Here is a 16,227-nt window from a genome sequence, read left to right as displayed (position 1 = left end):
CGACCGCGCCGAGCGCCGGGAGGTCGGCCGGGATGCACAGGTCGTGATTGTGATCAAAGCTACCCGAGGTTCCCGGGCTGAAACGGTCCGGGTCCGAGGCGGGGACAGGACTCTCCGGGGGCGGTTCGGCTGCCGGTCCCATAGGGTGAATTCGGACCATTGGAGTGGGGAGGCTGTCGTGGATCTGCTGTTGTCGGTTCGGCCAGGCCGGGGGTGCACCGTGCTGGAGGTCGCCGGCGAGCTGGACATGGCGACATCCCCACAGTTTCGGGAGGGACTGCAACGGCTCGCCGACGCCGGTGATCGCCAGGTGGTGGTCGACCTTTCCGAGGTCGGATTCATGGATTCCAGCGCCCTTGGCGCGCTGGTGGTGATGTTCAAGACATTCCGCGGCGTCGGCGGCTGGTTGTGCCTCGCCGCGGTGCGGCCGGCGGTGCGTAGCGTGCTGACGATCACATCGGTGGATCAGGCGATCCGCGTCTACGACAGTGTGCGGGCTGCCGAGGACGACGTGCCGGTCCAGCGCGACACGGCGGACGGCACGACGGGCGGGTAGGCAGCCACGACGGGCGGGTAGGCACATGGCGGCACAGCCGAGCCGGGTGGTCAGTCGGGCCGGGTGGTACTTGCCCGACTCTGGTCGGCGCCCGCGCTGCTACGCCGATCTTCGCCGTGCCCGCCGTGCCAGTCGAGAATCAGCAGGGTGGCGTCATCGACCAGGGTCGGTCCGCTGACCTCGATCACGGCGTCGGCCAGCGCCCGGACCGCCTCGCGCGGATGCAACTGCGCGAACGAGCGCAACAGGGCCGGTAGGTCGAGGTTGGCGGCGTTGCGCTCCCGCATGCCGTCGGTGAGCAGCACCAGGCGGTCACCGGGTCGCATCGCGAGTTCACCGGACCGGTAACCGGCCCCGGCGAACATGCCGAAGGGGAAGTTCCCGGGCAGCCGCAGCGGCTGGGTGTCACCGTCGCGGACCAGCAGCGGGGGCACGTGCCCGGCGTTGACCAGCAGACACACTCCGCTACGCAGGTCGAGCCGGCCGAGCAGCGCGGTCACGTAACTGCCGGGTACGAGGGCGTGCTCGGCCACGACCGCGTCCGCGGCCTCGGCCTGCTCCACCAGGCCCACCGCCCGGCGACGGCTGTTACGCAGGCTGCCCACGCCCAGGGTGGCGGTAAGCGCGCTCGTCACCCCGTGACCCATCGCGTCGGTGACGCTGAAGTGCAACACGTCGCGGGCAAGGCTGTAGTCGAAGGTGTCCCCGCCGATGCTGGCCGCCGGCTCGAGCCAACCGGAGAGGGTGAACGCACTCGCCTCACAGGTGAACGCGGCGGGCAGCAGCCGGCGCTGGATCTCCGCCGACAGGGTGAACGGGGTGGTGCGTTGACCCCACTCGAAAAGGTCCGTGTGCCGCCGGTTCGCGATCACCACGAAGGCCAGCGCGTGCGCCGTCCTCGCGATCTCCGCCAACGTCCGCTCGTCGGGTTCCTCCGGCAGGAGCAACTCCAGCAGGCCGATCGCCTCACCACGGTCGGTCACCGGCGCCAGCACCGTCCAGCCGTCGGACTGCTCGACGACCCGCACCGTCTGGCCGCGTAGCGCCTGCTCGGCCGGACCACCGTCGAACGGCAGCACCGTGGCGAGTTCGCCGCCGTTCCGGCGTTCCTCACCGGTACTCCTGATCGGCACGTGCGCCAGCCGAACCAGCGCCCGGCCACTGAGGTCGGCGATCAGGAACGTGACGGTACGTGCCCCCAGCGCCGTACCAAGTTCCCGGGTGACCGCCTCGGCCGCCTCGACCGGCGAAGCATTCTCCGCCGCCTCCAACAGGTCGGCCAGAACCCGCCCTCGACTACTGCGCACACTGTGAGCCTACGAGACCGACCGCCACCGGGCAGACTCACGAGCCAGGGAGGAGTGGTGGTCAGGCCGGGTGGGGGTGCCGCCGAATCACTGCGGTGCTGGCAGGATCTGCCGGATGCAGCAGGTTCTGCCGCCCGAGGCCGTCGGGCTGCTCGCCAGGGCCCGTCGGGTCGTCGTCTTCACCGGCGCCGGGATGTCGGCCGAGAGCGGCGTACCGACCTTCCGGGACGACCTCACCGGGCTCTGGGCCCGCTTCACACCGGCCCGACTCGCCACCCCGGAGGCGTTCCACGCCGACCCGGACCTGGTCTGGGGCTGGTACGAGTGGCGGCGTGCCCGGGTACGCCGGGCGGAGCCGAACCCGGGGCACCTCGCCGTCGCCGCCCTGGAAGCACTGGTCCCGGAGACGGCGGTGGTGACCCAGAACGTCGACGACCTGCACGAGCGGGCCGGCTCCGCTTCCCCGGTGCACCTGCACGGCAGCCTCTTCACTCCCCGGTGCATCGCCGAGGCCGGCCACCCGGCCGCCCTGCCGGAGATCGGGGACGCCGAGGCCGCCGGTCCGGGCGAGGGCGGCAGGCTGGCACCGCCCCGGTGCACCCGCTGCGGAGCACTGGTCCGGCCCGGCGTGGTGTGGTTCGGCGAGGCGCTGCCGGAGGCGGCGCTTACCGCAGCGATCAGCGCTGCCGCCGGCTGCGACGTACTGCTGACGATCGGCACCTCCGGGGTCGTCTATCCCGCCGCCGAGATCCCCCGGATCGCGGCGGACTCCGGTGCGGCCGTGATCCAGGTCAACCCGGAGCCGACACCGCTCGACCCGGTCTGCACGGTCAACCTGCGCGGAACCGCGGCCCAGGTGCTCCCCGCCCTCGTCACGGCCGCCCGGGAGCACATCCGGAGCAGGTGATCCGCCCCGCCCGGGAGCGGATCGGAGCCGCGATCTGCCCCGTGCGGGAGCGCCTCGGAGGCAGGTGGTCCGCGCCGCGCGGGGAGCGGGTCACGGCTCCGATCCGCCGTCCGGCCGGCGGATCACATGACGTAGGTGAGGCTGACCCAGAAGACGAGCGCGGCGGCGGCGAGCGCCCCGCCGAGGGTGGTGCCGGTGACGACAAGCGCCGGGGCGATCCGGACCCGGTCCCGCAGCAGCAGGTAGACGCCGATCGCGGCGATGAAGGCGATCACGGCGAGGTAGACCACGAAGAGGAAGCTCGCGGTGACGACGGCCGACGAGCCGGCGGCGGCCAGACCGGCCCGGCGGGAGCCGAGGTCGCGGCGGAAGACCGGATAGGCCACGGCGGCGGTGCCCAGGGCGACGAATCCCAGCACCGCCGGAAGCGCCAGGCTGGCGAGGTAGAGCATCAGCAGGAAACTCACGGTGACGCCGACCGTCACCGCCCCGGCGACCAGGACGGCGCGCCGTGGTCCGAGGGCGCGTGCTTGGACCAGGTAGCCGACGGCGCCGGCACAGACAGCGGTGGCGCCGATGAGGATCGCGAGAGACGAATCCACGGCCTTCCTTCCGGTCGAGGACGAACGGATCGTCGGACGCCAGGAATCGTACGGAGGCCGTGCACTCCCGTGGCGCCGACGAGCGGTGTGCCGGACGGCCCTTTCCCGACGTACCGGCGACGCGCCGAAGCTGTCCTGCGAGCAGTCCGCCGGCTAACGGTCCGGTGCCGACCGGATCGCGAGTACCGCCTGGACGAGTGCGGCGTGGGTCAGGGTCTGCGGATAGTTGCCGAGGTGTGCGCCGGTAAGCGGATCCATCTCCTCGGCGTAGAGGCCCAACGGGCTCGCCCGGTGCAGGAGTGCCCGGAACAGCTCGACCGCCTCGGCCCGCCGCCCGGTCGCGGCAAGCGCCTGGACCAGCCAGAAGGAGCAGGGCAGGAAGGCCGCCTCGGAGCCGGGCAGGCCGTCCCGGCCCGGTGGGTAGCGGTAGAGCAGTGGACCACCGGCGCCCAGGTCGCTGCGGATCGCCTCGATGGTGCGCTCCACCCGGGACGAGCCGGCCTCCTCGATGCCGAGCAGCGGCACCACCAGCAGCGCCGCGTCGACCTCCCGGGAGCCGTAGCCGCGCACGTAGTTTCCCCGCACGGGGTCGACGCCGCGCACCCGCACCTCGTCGGCGATTGCCTGCCGGGCGTCGTGCCAGCGTCGCCGCTGCCGGTCCGCGATCGGATGGGTCTGGGCGATCCGCAGCGCCCGGTCCAGCGCGAGCCAGCCCATCAGCTTGGAGTGCACCTGCTGGGTGGGGTGGCGCAGTTCCCAGATGCCGGCGTCGGGTTCCGGCCACCGCCGGGCGACCACGTCGACGAAGCCGCGTACCGTCCGCCAGGTCTCCGTGTCGAGGCGGTTTCCGGCCCGCGCATAGACCCAGCCGGCGTCGACGACCCAGCCGTATCCGTCGAGCTGGTGCTGGCCGGCGGCACCGTTGCCGACGCGTACCGGGGCGCTGCCGGCGTAGCCGGGCCAGCCGTGCAGCGTCCGTTCCGCCGGCACCCGCAGGCCGTCCAAAGTGAACATTGCCGGCAGGCGCGGGCGCTGCAACCGGCTGGCGCGCAACAGCCAGGCGAGGAAGCCACGGGCCTGGTCGGGTTTGCCGACGCCGAGAAAGGCGGCGATGCCGAGGCTGGCGTCCCGGGGCCAGACGTAGCGGTAGTCCCAGTTGCGTACCCCGCCGGGCTGCTCCGGCAGCGAGGTGGTGGGCGCGGCGACCGGGGCGTGCGTCGGCGAGTGGGTCAACAGCCGCAGGGTGAGCAGGCTGCGCGCCACCGCCTCCCGGAACGGCAGTTCGGGGTCGAGGTCGGCGACCCAGGCCCGCCAGTACGTCTCCTCGGCGCGCAGCAGTTCCCAGGACGCCTCCGGATCCACCTGGATCAGCGGTTCGCGGTGCGCCACGACCAGCACGAAGGTGACGGGTCGATCGGGATGGACGGTGATCGGGGCCGGTCGGCCGGGTTCGACGACCGGCCCGGGAGCGCAACTCAGCGACACCGCGAGCGAGTTCCACTCGCAGACGGTCACCGGCCCGCGCCGGCGTACCCGGGGTGGCCGGTGGCCGGCGCCGAGCCGGGGGTCGAACTCGACGACGGCGTCGACGGGGCCTTCCTCGGCGTGGAGGCGCCGGACCAGCAGGGTCGTCGGCAGCAGCCGACCGGTGACCTCGGCGACCATCCCCTCGGTGAGGGTGAGGCGCCGCTCCCCCACCGTCCAGGTGGTCCGCAGGGTCGTCGTGTCCGGCCGGTACCCGCGTTCGACCACCTCGGCCGGTCGGGCCGGGCCGATCCGGTACGTGCCCGCCGCCGGCCCGCCGACGAGCCGGCCGAACAGGGGCGCGCCGTCGAAGCGGGGTACGCACATCCAGTCGATCGCACCGGCGCTGGAGACCAGGGCTGCGGTGCGGGTGTCGCCGAGCAGCCCGTAGTCGGCGATCGGTGCTGGTTCGGCGGCGCCGGGTGCTGGTTCGGCAGCGCCGACCGGGCCGGTCATCGGGCCTGGAGGAGCAGCCCGAGGACTGCACCGTAGAGGAGGTGCACGGCCACCGTGACCACCGGGGTCTGCACTCCGTAGTTGAGGGCGAGCAGGCCCGGCGGCTCCAGTACCGCCGTACTGGCCGGGCCGGCCCGGGACGAGGCCATCCGGGGATGTACGCCGGGCAGCAGCGGCAGCAGCACGGTCAGCGCGATGCCGACGTGCACCAGGCCGAGCAGCGCACCGATCCACCAGGTGGCCCGGTCGAGCAGCGCGAACGTCGCGGCGTAGCCGAGCGCGAAGCCCTGACCAGCCAGCAGGTGGATGAAGAACCCTGTCACCCGGGCCCGGTCGGGGTCCGGGGTGACCAGGGTGCCGAGGATCAGCGGCAGGTCCACCCGGGTGAGCCCGGCGAGCTGTGCCGCGATCATCGCCGCGGTGAGTGCGGCGGTGGCCACCACCCCGAAGAGGGCCCATCCCGCCCAGTCCATCTCAGCCGGCGTGGCCGACCGTGACGTGTGCCGGCCCGTTCGCCGGGGCGTCCGCCGGACCGGCCATGCCTGCCTCCTCACCTCTGCACGGGGACGCCGCGCTGCGGGGGTGTCGGACGCCTCGACAGGTAGCCGACCGATTTCGTCCGGATATCTACGGTATGCGCCAGCCGCTGCGAGGAGGGTACGGCTCGCCGGACCGGCTCGCCTTACTCCCCGATCGTTGCCGGATCGACGACGGCGACGAAACTACCGGGCGGCTGCGGCGCGCCGCTTGGTCCAGACGTCGAAGGCCACCGCCGCGAGGAGTACGGCGCCCTTGACCAGCATCACCCGCTCGCTCGGCGCACCCATCAGCGACATGCCGTTGTTGATGACGCCCATGATCAGGCCGCCGGTGATCGCCCCGACCACCTTTCCGACGCCGCCCTGCACGGCCGCCCCGCCGATGAACGCCGCCGCGATCGCGTCGAGTTCGAAGGCGTTGCCGGCGGTCGGCCCGGCCTGGTTGAGCCGGCCGGCGAAGATGATCCCGGCGAGTGCCGAGAGCACGCCCATGTTGACGAAGATCCAGAAGATCACCGACTTGACCTTGACACCGCTCAGGGTCGCGGCCTGGAGGTTGCCGCCGACGGCGTAGATCTGCCGGCCGAAGACGGCCCGGTTGGTCAGCAGCGAGTACGCGAGAATCAGCCCGGCGAGCAGGATCAGCACCCAGGGCAGGTTCTTGAACCGGGCCAACTGCACGATCACCGTCATCACCACGACGCCGGCAAGGGCGAGCTTGAGAACGAAGAGCGGCAGCGGCTCGACGCTCTGCTGGTAGCCGAGCCGGGCCATCCGGCCGCGCCACTGCACGAGCACGATGCCGGCCATCGCGGCGATCCCGACCAGCAGACTGAACAGGTCGGCCCCGCCCAGCGGGCCGAGCCCGATGTTGCCCAGGTAGCCCTCGGTGAAGCCGTTGGCGAGGGTACGCACCGGGTCCGGGAACGGGCCGATGCCCTGGTTGCCGAGGACGGTCAGGGTGAGCGCCCGGAAGAGCAGCATGCCGGCCAGGGTCACGATGAAGGCCGGGATGCCGAAGTAGGCGATCCAGAATCCCTGCCAGGCGCCGATCAGCCCGCCGACGACGAGGGTGATCAGCAGGGCCAGCGGCCACGGTACGTCGTGTTCGACCATCAGTACCGCCGCGACCGCCCCGGTCACCGCCACCACCGAGCCGGCGGAGAGGTCGATGTGCCCGGCGATGATGATCAGGATCATGCCGATCGCCAGGATCAGCACGTACGAGTTCTGCACGATGATGTTGGAGATGTTCTGCGGCTGGAGCAGGGCGCCCTCGGTCAGCACCGAGAAGAGCAGCACGATCAGCGCGAAGGCGACGTAGATGCCGCTCTGCCGCAGGTTCACCGACAACCGGCGGCCGGGACCGCCGCCCGGGGCGGACGGTGCGGCGAGACCGGGCCCGCTCACCGCGACATCGGCGTTGGTGGGTGCGGTGGCGCTCATCGAGGTCTACTCCTGTCCGTTCGTGGGGTCGCCCGGGCGGCCGGGAACGCCCGCCGCGTCCTGGTCGTCCGAGGGGGTGCGGGCGTCGCCGTGGTCGGCCTGGCCCTTGGTCATGTACCGCATCAGGTGTTCCTGGGTCGCCTCCGCGCGCGGCACCTCGGCGGTGACCCGCCCGGCGGAGAGGGTGTAGATGCGGTCGCAGAGCCCGAGCAGTTCGGGCAGCTCCGACGAGATGACCAGGATGGCCTTACCCTCGTCGGCGAGCCGGTTGATGATCGAGTAGATCTCGTACTTGGCGCCGACGTCGATGCCCCGGGTCGGCTCGTCCAGGATCAGCACGTCGGGATCAGTGAAGATCCACTTCGACAGTACGACCTTCTGTTGGTTACCGCCGCTGAGCTTGCCGGTCACGCTCAGCACACTCGGCGCCTTGATGTTCATACTGGCCCTGAACTGGTCGGCGACCTGGAATTCCCGGTGGTCGTCGACCCAGCCGCGCCGGGCCAGCCGGCTCAGACCGGCGGCCGAGACGTTCCGCTTGATGTCCTCGATCAGGTTGAGGCCGTACCGCTTGCGGTCCTCGGTCGCGTACGCGATGCCGTGCCGAATCGCGTCCTGCACCGACCGTACGGTGATCTCCCGACCGTCCTTGACCAGCCGGCCGGAGATGTCCGTCCCGTACGAGCGCCCGAAGACGCTCATCGCCAGCTCGGTACGCCCGGCGCCCATCAGCCCGGCCAGCCCGACGATCTCGCCCCGCCGCAGGCTCAGGTTGGCGTTGGAGACCACCACCCGGCCGCGCTGGGTGGGGCTGTGCACCGTCCAGTCCTCGATCCGCAGCACCTCGCTGCCGATTCGCGGCTCTCGCGGCGGGAACCGGTGGTCGAGGTCCCGACCCACCATCCCGGAGATGATCCGGTCCTCGGTCACCGTGTCGGAGCCGGGGTCCAGGGTCTCGATCGTCCGGCCGTCGCGCAGGATGGTGATCCGGTCGGCGATCGCCGCGATCTCGTTCAGCTTGTGCGAGATGATCACGCAGGTGATGCCCTGGTTGCGCAGGCCGCGCAGCAGGTCCAGCAGGTGCGCCGAGTCCCGGTCGTTGAGCGCGGCCGTGGGCTCGTCGAGGATCAGCAGCCGGACCCGCTTGGCCAGCGCCTTGGCGATCTCGACGAGCTGCTGCTTGCCCACGCCGATGTCGCTGACCTGGGTCACCGGGTTCTCGTGCAGGCCGACCCGGGCCAGCAACTCGGCGGCCTCGTGGTTGGTCCGATTCCAGTCGATCAGACCACGGCTGGCTCGCTCGTTGCCGAGGAAGATGTTCTCGGCGATCGAGAGCTGCGGGCAGAGCGCCAGCTCCTGGTGGATGATGACGATCCCGCGCCGCTCGCTGTCCCGGATGTCGGCGAACTCGCAGGGCTCGCCGTCGAAGAAGATCTCCCCGGAGTACGAGCCGTGCGGGTAGACCCCGGAGAGCACCTTCATCAGGGTGGACTTTCCGGCGCCGTTCTCGCCGCAGATCGCGTGAATCTCACCCCGGCGCACCGAGAGGCTGACCTCGTGCAGCGCGCGTACCCCGGGAAAGGTCTTGGTGATGCCCCGCATCCGCAGAATGTCCTCGGTCATGCCAACGGATCGCCTCCAGCGTCGGTGGGTGGGCTCGGGTTCCGCCATGAGCGCGGCGGTCGCACCAGGGATCACCCGGGCGACCGCCGCGAGGGTACGACTACTGGATCTGCTCCGGCTTGTAGTAGCCGGTGTCGATCAGCGTCGCCTTGTAGTTGTCCTTGTTGACGATCACCGGGTCCAGCAGGAAGGCCGGCACGACCTTGTTGCCGTTCTCGTAGTCCTTCTCGTTGTTGACCTCGGGCTTGCTTCCCTTGAGCACCGCGTCGGCCATCTTGACCGCCACCTCGGCGAGCTGTCGGGTGTCCTTGTAGATGGTCGAGTACTGCTCACCGGCGATGATGGACTTCACCGAGGCGACCTCGGCGTCCTGCCCGGTCACGATCGGGTACGGCTGCCCGGTCGTTCCGTAGCCGTTGCTCTTCAGCGCCGACAGGATGCCGATCGACAGGCCGTCGTACGGCGAGAGCACCCCGTCGACCTTGGTGCCGCCGCCGTACGTCTTGGTGAGCAGGTCCTCCATCCGGCGCTGCGCCGTGCCGGCGTCCCAGCGGAGGATCGCCACGGTCTTGAAGTCCTTCTGCCCGCTCTTCACCACCAGGGTGCCCTTGTCGATGTAGGGCTGGAGCACCGACATCGCGCCGTTGAAGAAGAACGTGGCGTTGTTGTCGTCCGGCGACCCGGCGAACAGCTCGATGTTGAACGGTCCCTTGGCGGTGCCGTCGCTGCCGTCGGAGTTCTTCAGCTTCAACCCGACCAGCAGCGAGGTCGCCTGCTGCACACCGACCTTGAAGTTGTCGAAGGTGGCGTAGTAGTCGACGTTCGGGCTGTTGCGGATCAGCCGGTCGTACGCGATCACCGGGATCTTGTTGTCGGCGGCGTTCTGCAACTGGGTGGTGATGGCGGTACCGTCGATCGAGGCGATGATCAGCACCTTGGCGCCCTTGGTGATCTGGTTCTCGATCTGGTTCACCTGGGCCGGGATGTCGTTCTCGGCGTACTGGAGGTCGACGGTGTAGCCGAGCTTCTCCAGGCCGGCCTTGACGTTGTTGCCGTCGTGGATCCACCGCTCGGAGGACTTCGTCGGCATGGTGACCCCGACGAGCGCCTTGGCGTTGTCGCCGGAGCCGGCCTCCTGGTCCACGGTCTTGGTACTCGATCCGCACCCGGTGAGCGCGACGGCGAGCGTGGCCGCTCCGGCCACCGCCGCAAGCCGAACAGATCTCATCTGATCCTCCATTCCTGAAGGTGCAAGGAAGGGCCCCCACTTATCGCATTCTGTATAGGAAGGGGCCCTTCCTTGCACCTCAGAGCTAGTGAGCGTGGGGTACGGGTCAGCCCCGGCCGGGCAGACCCTGGGCGAGTCGGTGGTATGCCTGGTTCCAGCGCAGCCGGTCCCGGAAGTCGGCGGTCGTGGTCCGCTCGTCGATCAGCACCAGCTCGGTGTGCAGCATGTCGGCGAAGTCGCGCAGCGTGGCCGAACCGACCGCCTGGGTGAGTACGGTGTGGTGCGGTCCCCCGGCGGTGAGCCACGACTCGGCCGAGGTACTCAGCGACGGTGCCGGCTTCCACACCGCCCGGGCGACCGGGAGCCGGGGCATCGGCTCGTCCGGTGGCACCACCTCGATCTCGTTGGCGACGAGGCGGAACCGCTCACCGAGGTCGGCCAGCCCGATCACCACGCCCGACCCGGGAGTGGCGTCGAAGACGAGCCGGACCGGGTCCTCCCGGCCACCGATGCCGAGCGGGTGGATCTCGCATGACGGGCGGGCGCTGGCGATGCTCGGGCAGACCTCCAGCATGTGCGCGCCGAGAATCTTCGGTTCACCCGGTCCGAAGTGATAGGTGTAGTCCTCCATGAACGAGGTGCCCCGGGGCGACCCGACAGACATCGCCTTGACCGCGGCGAGCAGTGTCGAGGTCTTCCAGTCGCCCTCGCCGCCGAAGCCGTAGCCGTCGGCCATCAGTCGCTGTACGGCGAGTCCGGGTAGTTGCCGCAGCCCGCCGAGATCCTGGAAGTTCGTGGTGAACGCCCCGAACCCGCCGTCGACGAGGAACTCCCGCAGGCCGGCCTCGATCCGGGCCGCGTACCGCAGCGACTCGTGCCGGTCGCCGTCCTTGGCCAGCTCGGGGGCGAGCCGGTAGGTGTCGGCGTACTCGCCGACCAGGCGCTCGATCTCCTGGTCGGCGACCCGGTCCACCACCTCGACCAGGTCGTTGACCCCGTAGGTGTTCACCGAGACACCGAAGCGCAGCTCCGCCTCCACCTTGTCGCCCTCGGTGACCGCGACGTCGCGCATGTTGTCGCCGAACCGGGCCAGCCGGAGATTGCGCAGGTGCGCGAAGCCGAGCGCGGCCCGGGCCCACTCGTCGATCCGGGTAACCACGCTCGGATCGGAGGCGTGCCCGGCGACGGTCTTGCGGGCCAGTCCGAGTCGGGTCTGGATGAAGCCGAACTCGCGGTCGCCGTGCGCGGCCTGGTTGAGGTTCATGAAGTCCATGTCGATGGACTCCCAGGGCAGCGCCTCGTTGAGCTGGGTGTGCAGGTGCAGCAGCGGTTTGCGCAGCGCGTCCAGGCCGGTGATCCACATCTTGGCTGGCGAGAAGGTGTGCATCCAGGCGATCACGCCAAGACAGTTGGGGTCGGCGTTGGCCTCCAGCAGAACGGAACGGATCGCCGACGCCTCGGTGAGGACGGGTTTCCAGACGATGTCCGCGACGATCTGGCCGGAGCCGGTGAGCGTACGCAGGATCTGCTGCGACTGGGACGCGACCTGATCGAGGGTCTCCGGACCGTACAGGTGCTGGCTGCCGGTGAGGAACCAGATCTGCGGATGCGTGGCCGGCGGCATGTCCACCTCTCCTACTTCGGGCATGGCTCCTGCCAGCCCCGACGAGTCTGGTCGCGATCACGTCGCGAGCCGAGTGTTACCGCTAACATTGGAGCAGTCAAACCGTACACCGTAACGCTTCAGTAACGGGAGACCGGGGAATCCGCAGGTCGTACGCTGAGGCGTCGAGCGGTCGATTCGGAACGTCGAACGGTCGCCGTGAAGTCGCCGTGAACAGGCCCCGCCGCGCCGTCCGGAGAATTCAGCGTTCAGTCCCGGGGTGTCACCGGGCCGGTCGGGAGCGGCGCCGAGGCGTCGTACTCGTGGTGTGCCACGACCCGGATCCCGTTGCGCAGCAACAGGGCCGCCGTCACACCCTGGCCTGTCACCCGGTTACGCCGGAAGGTGCCGTCACTTATCTGCCGGCAGCCGCAGGAGGGGCTGTAGTCCTGGAGTACCGCTCCCGCCGCACCTGTGGCCCGGGCGATCCGCAGGGTCCGCCTCGCACCCTCCAGGTACTCCTCGGTCACGTCCTCGCCCCGGTCGGTCAGCACCCGGGCGCGGCCGTCCAGGACGTCGAAACCGTCCCCGCCGACGATCTCGGCCCGGTCGCGCGGCGTCGGCAGCCCACCCATCACCTCCGGGCAGACCAGCCGGACCCGGGCGTCGGCGGCCGGGGCCACCTCCTCCTTCGCGGCGCCACCGTCGTAGGCGCACCGCGTGCCGGCCAGGCAGGCGCTCATCAGGAACGTCGCGCCACCCTCCGGGGCGGGCCCGGACGCCCGGTCGCCGTCGGGCTTGTCGCCGCCGGCCCTGTCGTCGTCACCAGCGGGTACGACGTCCATATCCGGTCCCCTACCAGTCACAGCCGGTGCCCGCCGTTCACAGCGAGACCTGTACCGTTCGCCGACTCTTGAGCGCCGACCATCACGATTCGGTAGTGAGTCTATGCCCCGGCACCGACGGGACGCCGAGGACAGCGGTGCGGATCTGTGCGTGGCCGAGGATGGTCGGCCGGGCGCGGCGGCCGAGTGCGGAGTGGCCGAGGGTGCACAAACGGGGCAGCTCGACAGTGTGTGCCCCGGACATCTCCTGGTCGGCCGGCCGGGTGCGCAGGCCTGCACCGGCTACGACGCGAACCTCAGCCGCAGCCTGCTCGAGGGGTGCGCCATCGCATGCCGGTCCTGCGGGGAGGAGTACCTGGAGGGTGCGAGGCGTGCCGGGTCGCCGCGATGGGCCGCTGACGGCCGAACGATCGACAGATTCGGGACTGTCCACTTCGTCCTGCTGCGACAAACACCGAGCGTCAACATCCGTGTACGATCACCGGGCGACTGCGGCGGGCACTCCAAAACCACCGGCCGCCTCCGGAGGGGCCTCGGGCAGGCTGGTCTCGCCTCGCTAGGATCCGCACAGGGCGAAGCGGAAGTGGGTTGGGATGCAGCCAGTGGGTCCGTACCAGTTCATCGAGGCGGTCAGCCTCTGCCAGGTCGGCAGCGTCTGGTCTGCGATCGACGGGCAGGGCAACTCGTACACGGTGGCTGTGCTGGACGCCGCCGTCGCGAGTGACCAGCGCTGGCGGGACGCCTTCGTCGGCACCGCACACGCGCTGGCACAGCCCGGCGCGGCCGGCCCTCGTTACGTGCACGCCGAATTCGCCGCCCCCACGCCCTGGGTCGCCTACGCATCCAGCGAGGCCAACGGCGGTGAGCGGCTCTTCACAGCGCTGGGCATGCAGTGCCGGCCCGCCCAGGAGCAGTTCGGAGACGGCGAGGCGCCGACCATGAAGACCGCCGTCGCCGGGCCGAACGCCACCGGCGCGCCGAACCCCACCGGCGCACCGGACGGCTCCGCGACGGACGGCTCCGCGACGACCGACGACGACGAGCTGGCCAGTCCCACCACCCGACTGACCCCGGGCGTGCCGCCCACTCCCTGGCAGGCAGGGCCGCCACAGTCGACGCCGCCGGTGAATCCGGTCCCGACCTCGGCACCACCACACCAGATCTCGACACCACCGGATCAGGGTTCGGCGCCGCCGTACCAGAGTTCGGCGCCGCCGTACCAGAGTTCGGCACCGCCGTACCAGACCTCGGCGCCGCCGGATCAGAGTTCCGCGCCGCCGTACCAGGTCTCGGTGCCGCCGGACTCCGTCTCCGGGCCGCCGCAGCCGCTGCCCGAGATGCCGCAGGCGTACCCGACCGACCCGTCGCCGAGCACGTCCGGCTATGACCCCTTCAACTCGCCGGTGCGGCACATCGTCCCCTCCGAACCGAAACCGCGCCGCACCCGGCTCTGGATCGGCATCGCGGCACTCGTCGTGCTGCTACTCGGCGGTGGTGGGACAATCGTCGCCCTGGCCGCCAGCGGCGACGAACCCGAGCCGCGGCCGACCGCTGCCCCGCAGTCGGTCAGCCCCACACCGTCCGCGGTGGCGATCCCGACCGCCCCGCCGGTCGCGCCGGGCAAGGAGCCGCCCAAGGAGGTGAAGTGGCCGGCGGACTGGCCGAAGTTCAGCCCGAGCTTCCCCTTCCACACCCTCGAACTCGAAGGTCTGGGTTTCCCGCTCAAGACTCCGCAGGCCTGGCAGTGCGCGCCGGCCGGACAGGCCGAGGGGTACGCGAAGTACAACTGCGGCGTGCCGCCGGGCTCGGGGCCGGAGATCGGTGGCGAGTTGGTGGTCCGGAACTGCTCGCCGTGTGACGGGGACTCGCGGTACCGGATGCGCCTGGCCGAGGAGGCCTGGGGACTCCAGTGGAACCGCGCCGGAGGCTCGGCCCTCTACGCCGAGTCGTTCCATCTGGAGGGGACTCCCGAGCGACGGTACGGACTGGTCCTGATCGGCTACTACCGCACCGGCGCCGACGTCGACCGTCAGATCGTGCTCCGGATGACCTCGCCGGTGGACGGCGCCGGTCAGATCCGCCGGGTCGCGAACTACCTCCGTGATACGTTGATCTTCTGAGTCATCGATCGACGATCTTCAAACTCGTACCCGTGTATCGCGCCCGTGTATCCCGTGCGCAGCCGAGAACGGATTCTGGCCGGCAGTGAGCAGAGACGTCCATCGCGGCGCGGAGCAGACCCCGTCCCACCGGGACACCCACGCCGGCCGGCATGGTCGGTCGAGCCGACGACCAGCCCCGCGAGCCAACGTCCCCGGAGCGGTTGCGCGGCGCGGGGCGGCGACGGCGTTGGCGGTGGCCGTCGCCCTCGTCGCGGTCGCCACGGCCGGCCAACCCGCGAGCGCGGCACCGGGACTCGCCCCGAACGAACCGGCGACCGCGGTGGCCGGCCGGAGCACCGTCTATCTGGAGGCGACGTTCACCGGCTACCTGCGGTACGCCGAACCGGGCGGCACGAGCCGGCAGGAGCGGGTGACCGTACACCGCAGGTGCAGTGGCGCGATCGTCAACCCGGACGGGCACGTCGTCACCGCCAGCGGCTGCGTACGGCCCGACGAGCGGGAACTGCTGACCGATGCCCGGTACGCGCTGGCACAGTCCCTCGTCGAGACGGCCCGGCTGCCCGCCGACGGGGTGGACGGTTTCGTCCAGAGCATCGCGGCGGGCGCGACCTTCGCCGGCGCCCGGCCCGGCCAGCAACCCTCGTCGGCGCTCTGGGCACAGCTCGGTGTCGCACAGCCGGGCGTGACCGCCGCTCCCGCGGTCCGGGCCACCGTGCTGAGGGTGGGGCAGGGCCTCGCCCTGGTAAAGATGTCCCGGTCCGGCCTGTCGGCGATCGAGGTGCACGCCGGTGTCGCCCCCGGTGCCGCCCTCGTACGGGACCGCCAGGTCCTGGCCCTCGGCTACGGTGCCGACGAGCCCGACACCGGATCCGGCGAGTACCGGCAGCGGGTCCGGCTGGTCGAGGTCGAGGCACGGCCGGATCGGCTGGCCGGCGAGGGCCTCGGCCCGAGTTTCCGGGGCAGCCCGGTGCTGGACACCGAGGGTCGGCTCCTCGCCGTCCTGGACGGCGACCCGTCGGGCACCGATGACCGGACCCGCCGGATCGTCCCCGGCACCGACGTCGCCACGCTGCTCGCCGATGCTGGCGTCGCCAACCAGCTGAGCGATGTCGACCAGGCATACCGGAACGCGCTGCACGCCTACTTCGGCGGAGAGTTCTCGACGGCGATCCGCCAGTTCGACGACCTCCTCCGGCTGGCGCCCTCGCACAGCTCCGCACAGACATACCGGGAACGGGCACAGCACCGGCTCGACGTCGACGGAGACGCGGTGGAGAACTCCGCGCAGTGGCTGTACTACCTGGTCTCGGCGGCCCTCGGCGTACTCCTCGTCGTCGCCGCCGGCCGGGTACGACGGTTCGCCCGGAGCAGAGCCGGCAGGTCGCCGGCACCGAGCGGAGTGGGACCGGACCGGAAACGGTGAGGCACCTGCCGCGGTGAACGCCTGTACTACTATCTGGCGCGGCTC

Annotated in this window: 13 protein-coding genes; 4 read left to right on the top strand and 9 right to left on the bottom strand. The window is 70.8% G+C overall.

Features of this window, described 5'->3' with window-relative positions; all coding sequences use genetic code 11:
* Positions 1-178 precede the first annotated feature (178 nt).
* On the top strand, positions 179-556 hold the full coding sequence (locus CLT71_RS37760) for an STAS domain-containing protein (protein WP_486483008.1): 378 nt from the start codon (positions 179-181) through the stop codon (positions 554-556).
* Positions 557-606: 50 nt separating this feature from the next.
* Here CLT71_RS37760 and CLT71_RS02755 read toward each other — a convergent pair whose 3' ends face one another.
* Positions 607-1,863: a PP2C family protein-serine/threonine phosphatase gene (locus CLT71_RS02755; RefSeq protein WP_101365701.1), complete on the bottom strand. Its 1,257-nt coding sequence runs from the start codon at positions 1,861-1,863 to the stop codon at positions 607-609.
* Between the two features lie 115 nt (positions 1,864-1,978).
* Here CLT71_RS02755 and CLT71_RS02750 point away from each other — a divergent pair, with 115 nt between their 5' ends.
* Entirely contained in the window at positions 1,979-2,770 is a 792-nt protein-coding gene (locus CLT71_RS02750) for an SIR2 family NAD-dependent protein deacylase (protein WP_101365700.1), read from the top strand.
* Between the two features lie 122 nt (positions 2,771-2,892).
* On the opposite strand, the gene CLT71_RS02745 is transcribed toward CLT71_RS02750, so the two are convergent.
* From CLT71_RS02745 to CLT71_RS02710, 8 genes are all read right to left on the bottom strand, one after another.
* Positions 2,893-3,372 carry a hypothetical protein gene (locus tag CLT71_RS02745; protein WP_101365699.1) on the bottom strand — a complete coding sequence of 160 codons (480 nt, stop codon included), beginning with the start codon at positions 3,370-3,372 and terminating at the stop codon, positions 2,893-2,895.
* 153 nt (positions 3,373-3,525) lie between these two features.
* The gene (locus tag CLT71_RS02740; protein ID WP_101365698.1) at positions 3,526-5,352 is read right to left on the bottom strand and encodes a glycoside hydrolase family 15 protein; all 1,827 of its coding nucleotides are present in this window, start codon (positions 5,350-5,352) and stop codon (positions 3,526-3,528) included.
* Entirely contained in the window at positions 5,349-5,825 is a 477-nt protein-coding gene (locus CLT71_RS02735) for a hypothetical protein (protein WP_101365697.1), read from the bottom strand. Before CLT71_RS02735 ends, CLT71_RS02740 begins: the two co-directional genes overlap by 4 nt.
* 249 nt (positions 5,826-6,074) lie before the next feature.
* Entirely contained in the window at positions 6,075-7,337 is a 1,263-nt protein-coding gene (gene mmsB, locus CLT71_RS02730) for a multiple monosaccharide ABC transporter permease (RefSeq protein ID WP_101365696.1), read from the bottom strand.
* Between the two features lie 6 nt (positions 7,338-7,343).
* Positions 7,344-8,960 (bottom strand): multiple monosaccharide ABC transporter ATP-binding protein, encoded by a 1,617-nt coding sequence (gene mmsA / locus CLT71_RS02725; RefSeq protein WP_101365695.1) that lies wholly within the window; start codon positions 8,958-8,960, stop codon positions 7,344-7,346.
* 100 nt (positions 8,961-9,060) lie between these two features.
* Positions 9,061-10,188 carry a multiple monosaccharide ABC transporter substrate-binding protein gene (chvE, locus tag CLT71_RS02720; protein ID WP_101371083.1) on the bottom strand — a complete coding sequence of 376 codons (1,128 nt, stop codon included), beginning with the start codon at positions 10,186-10,188 and terminating at the stop codon, positions 9,061-9,063.
* 106 nt (positions 10,189-10,294) lie between these two features.
* Positions 10,295-11,812: an L-arabinose isomerase gene (gene araA / locus CLT71_RS02715; protein ID WP_101371082.1), complete on the bottom strand. Its 1,518-nt coding sequence runs from the start codon at positions 11,810-11,812 to the stop codon at positions 10,295-10,297.
* 248 nt (positions 11,813-12,060) lie between these two features.
* Entirely contained in the window at positions 12,061-12,636 is a 576-nt protein-coding gene (locus tag CLT71_RS02710; RefSeq protein WP_101365694.1) for a 2-thiouracil desulfurase family protein, read from the bottom strand.
* Between the two features lie 593 nt (positions 12,637-13,229).
* Between CLT71_RS02710 and CLT71_RS02700 the strand changes: the two genes are divergently transcribed.
* Positions 13,230-14,756 (top strand): hypothetical protein, encoded by a 1,527-nt coding sequence (locus CLT71_RS02700; RefSeq protein ID WP_158242160.1) that lies wholly within the window; start codon positions 13,230-13,232, stop codon positions 14,754-14,756.
* A 235-nt stretch (positions 14,757-14,991) separates the two neighbouring features.
* Positions 14,992-16,182: a trypsin-like peptidase domain-containing protein gene (locus tag CLT71_RS37755; protein ID WP_486483007.1), complete on the top strand. Its 1,191-nt coding sequence runs from the start codon at positions 14,992-14,994 to the stop codon at positions 16,180-16,182.
* Positions 16,183-16,227: the final 45 nt, after the last annotated feature.

Source organism: Plantactinospora sp. CNZ320 (assembly GCF_002846275.1).
The sequence above is the reverse complement of the archived record's forward strand: the minus strand, read 5'-3'. Positions and strand labels throughout refer to the sequence as shown.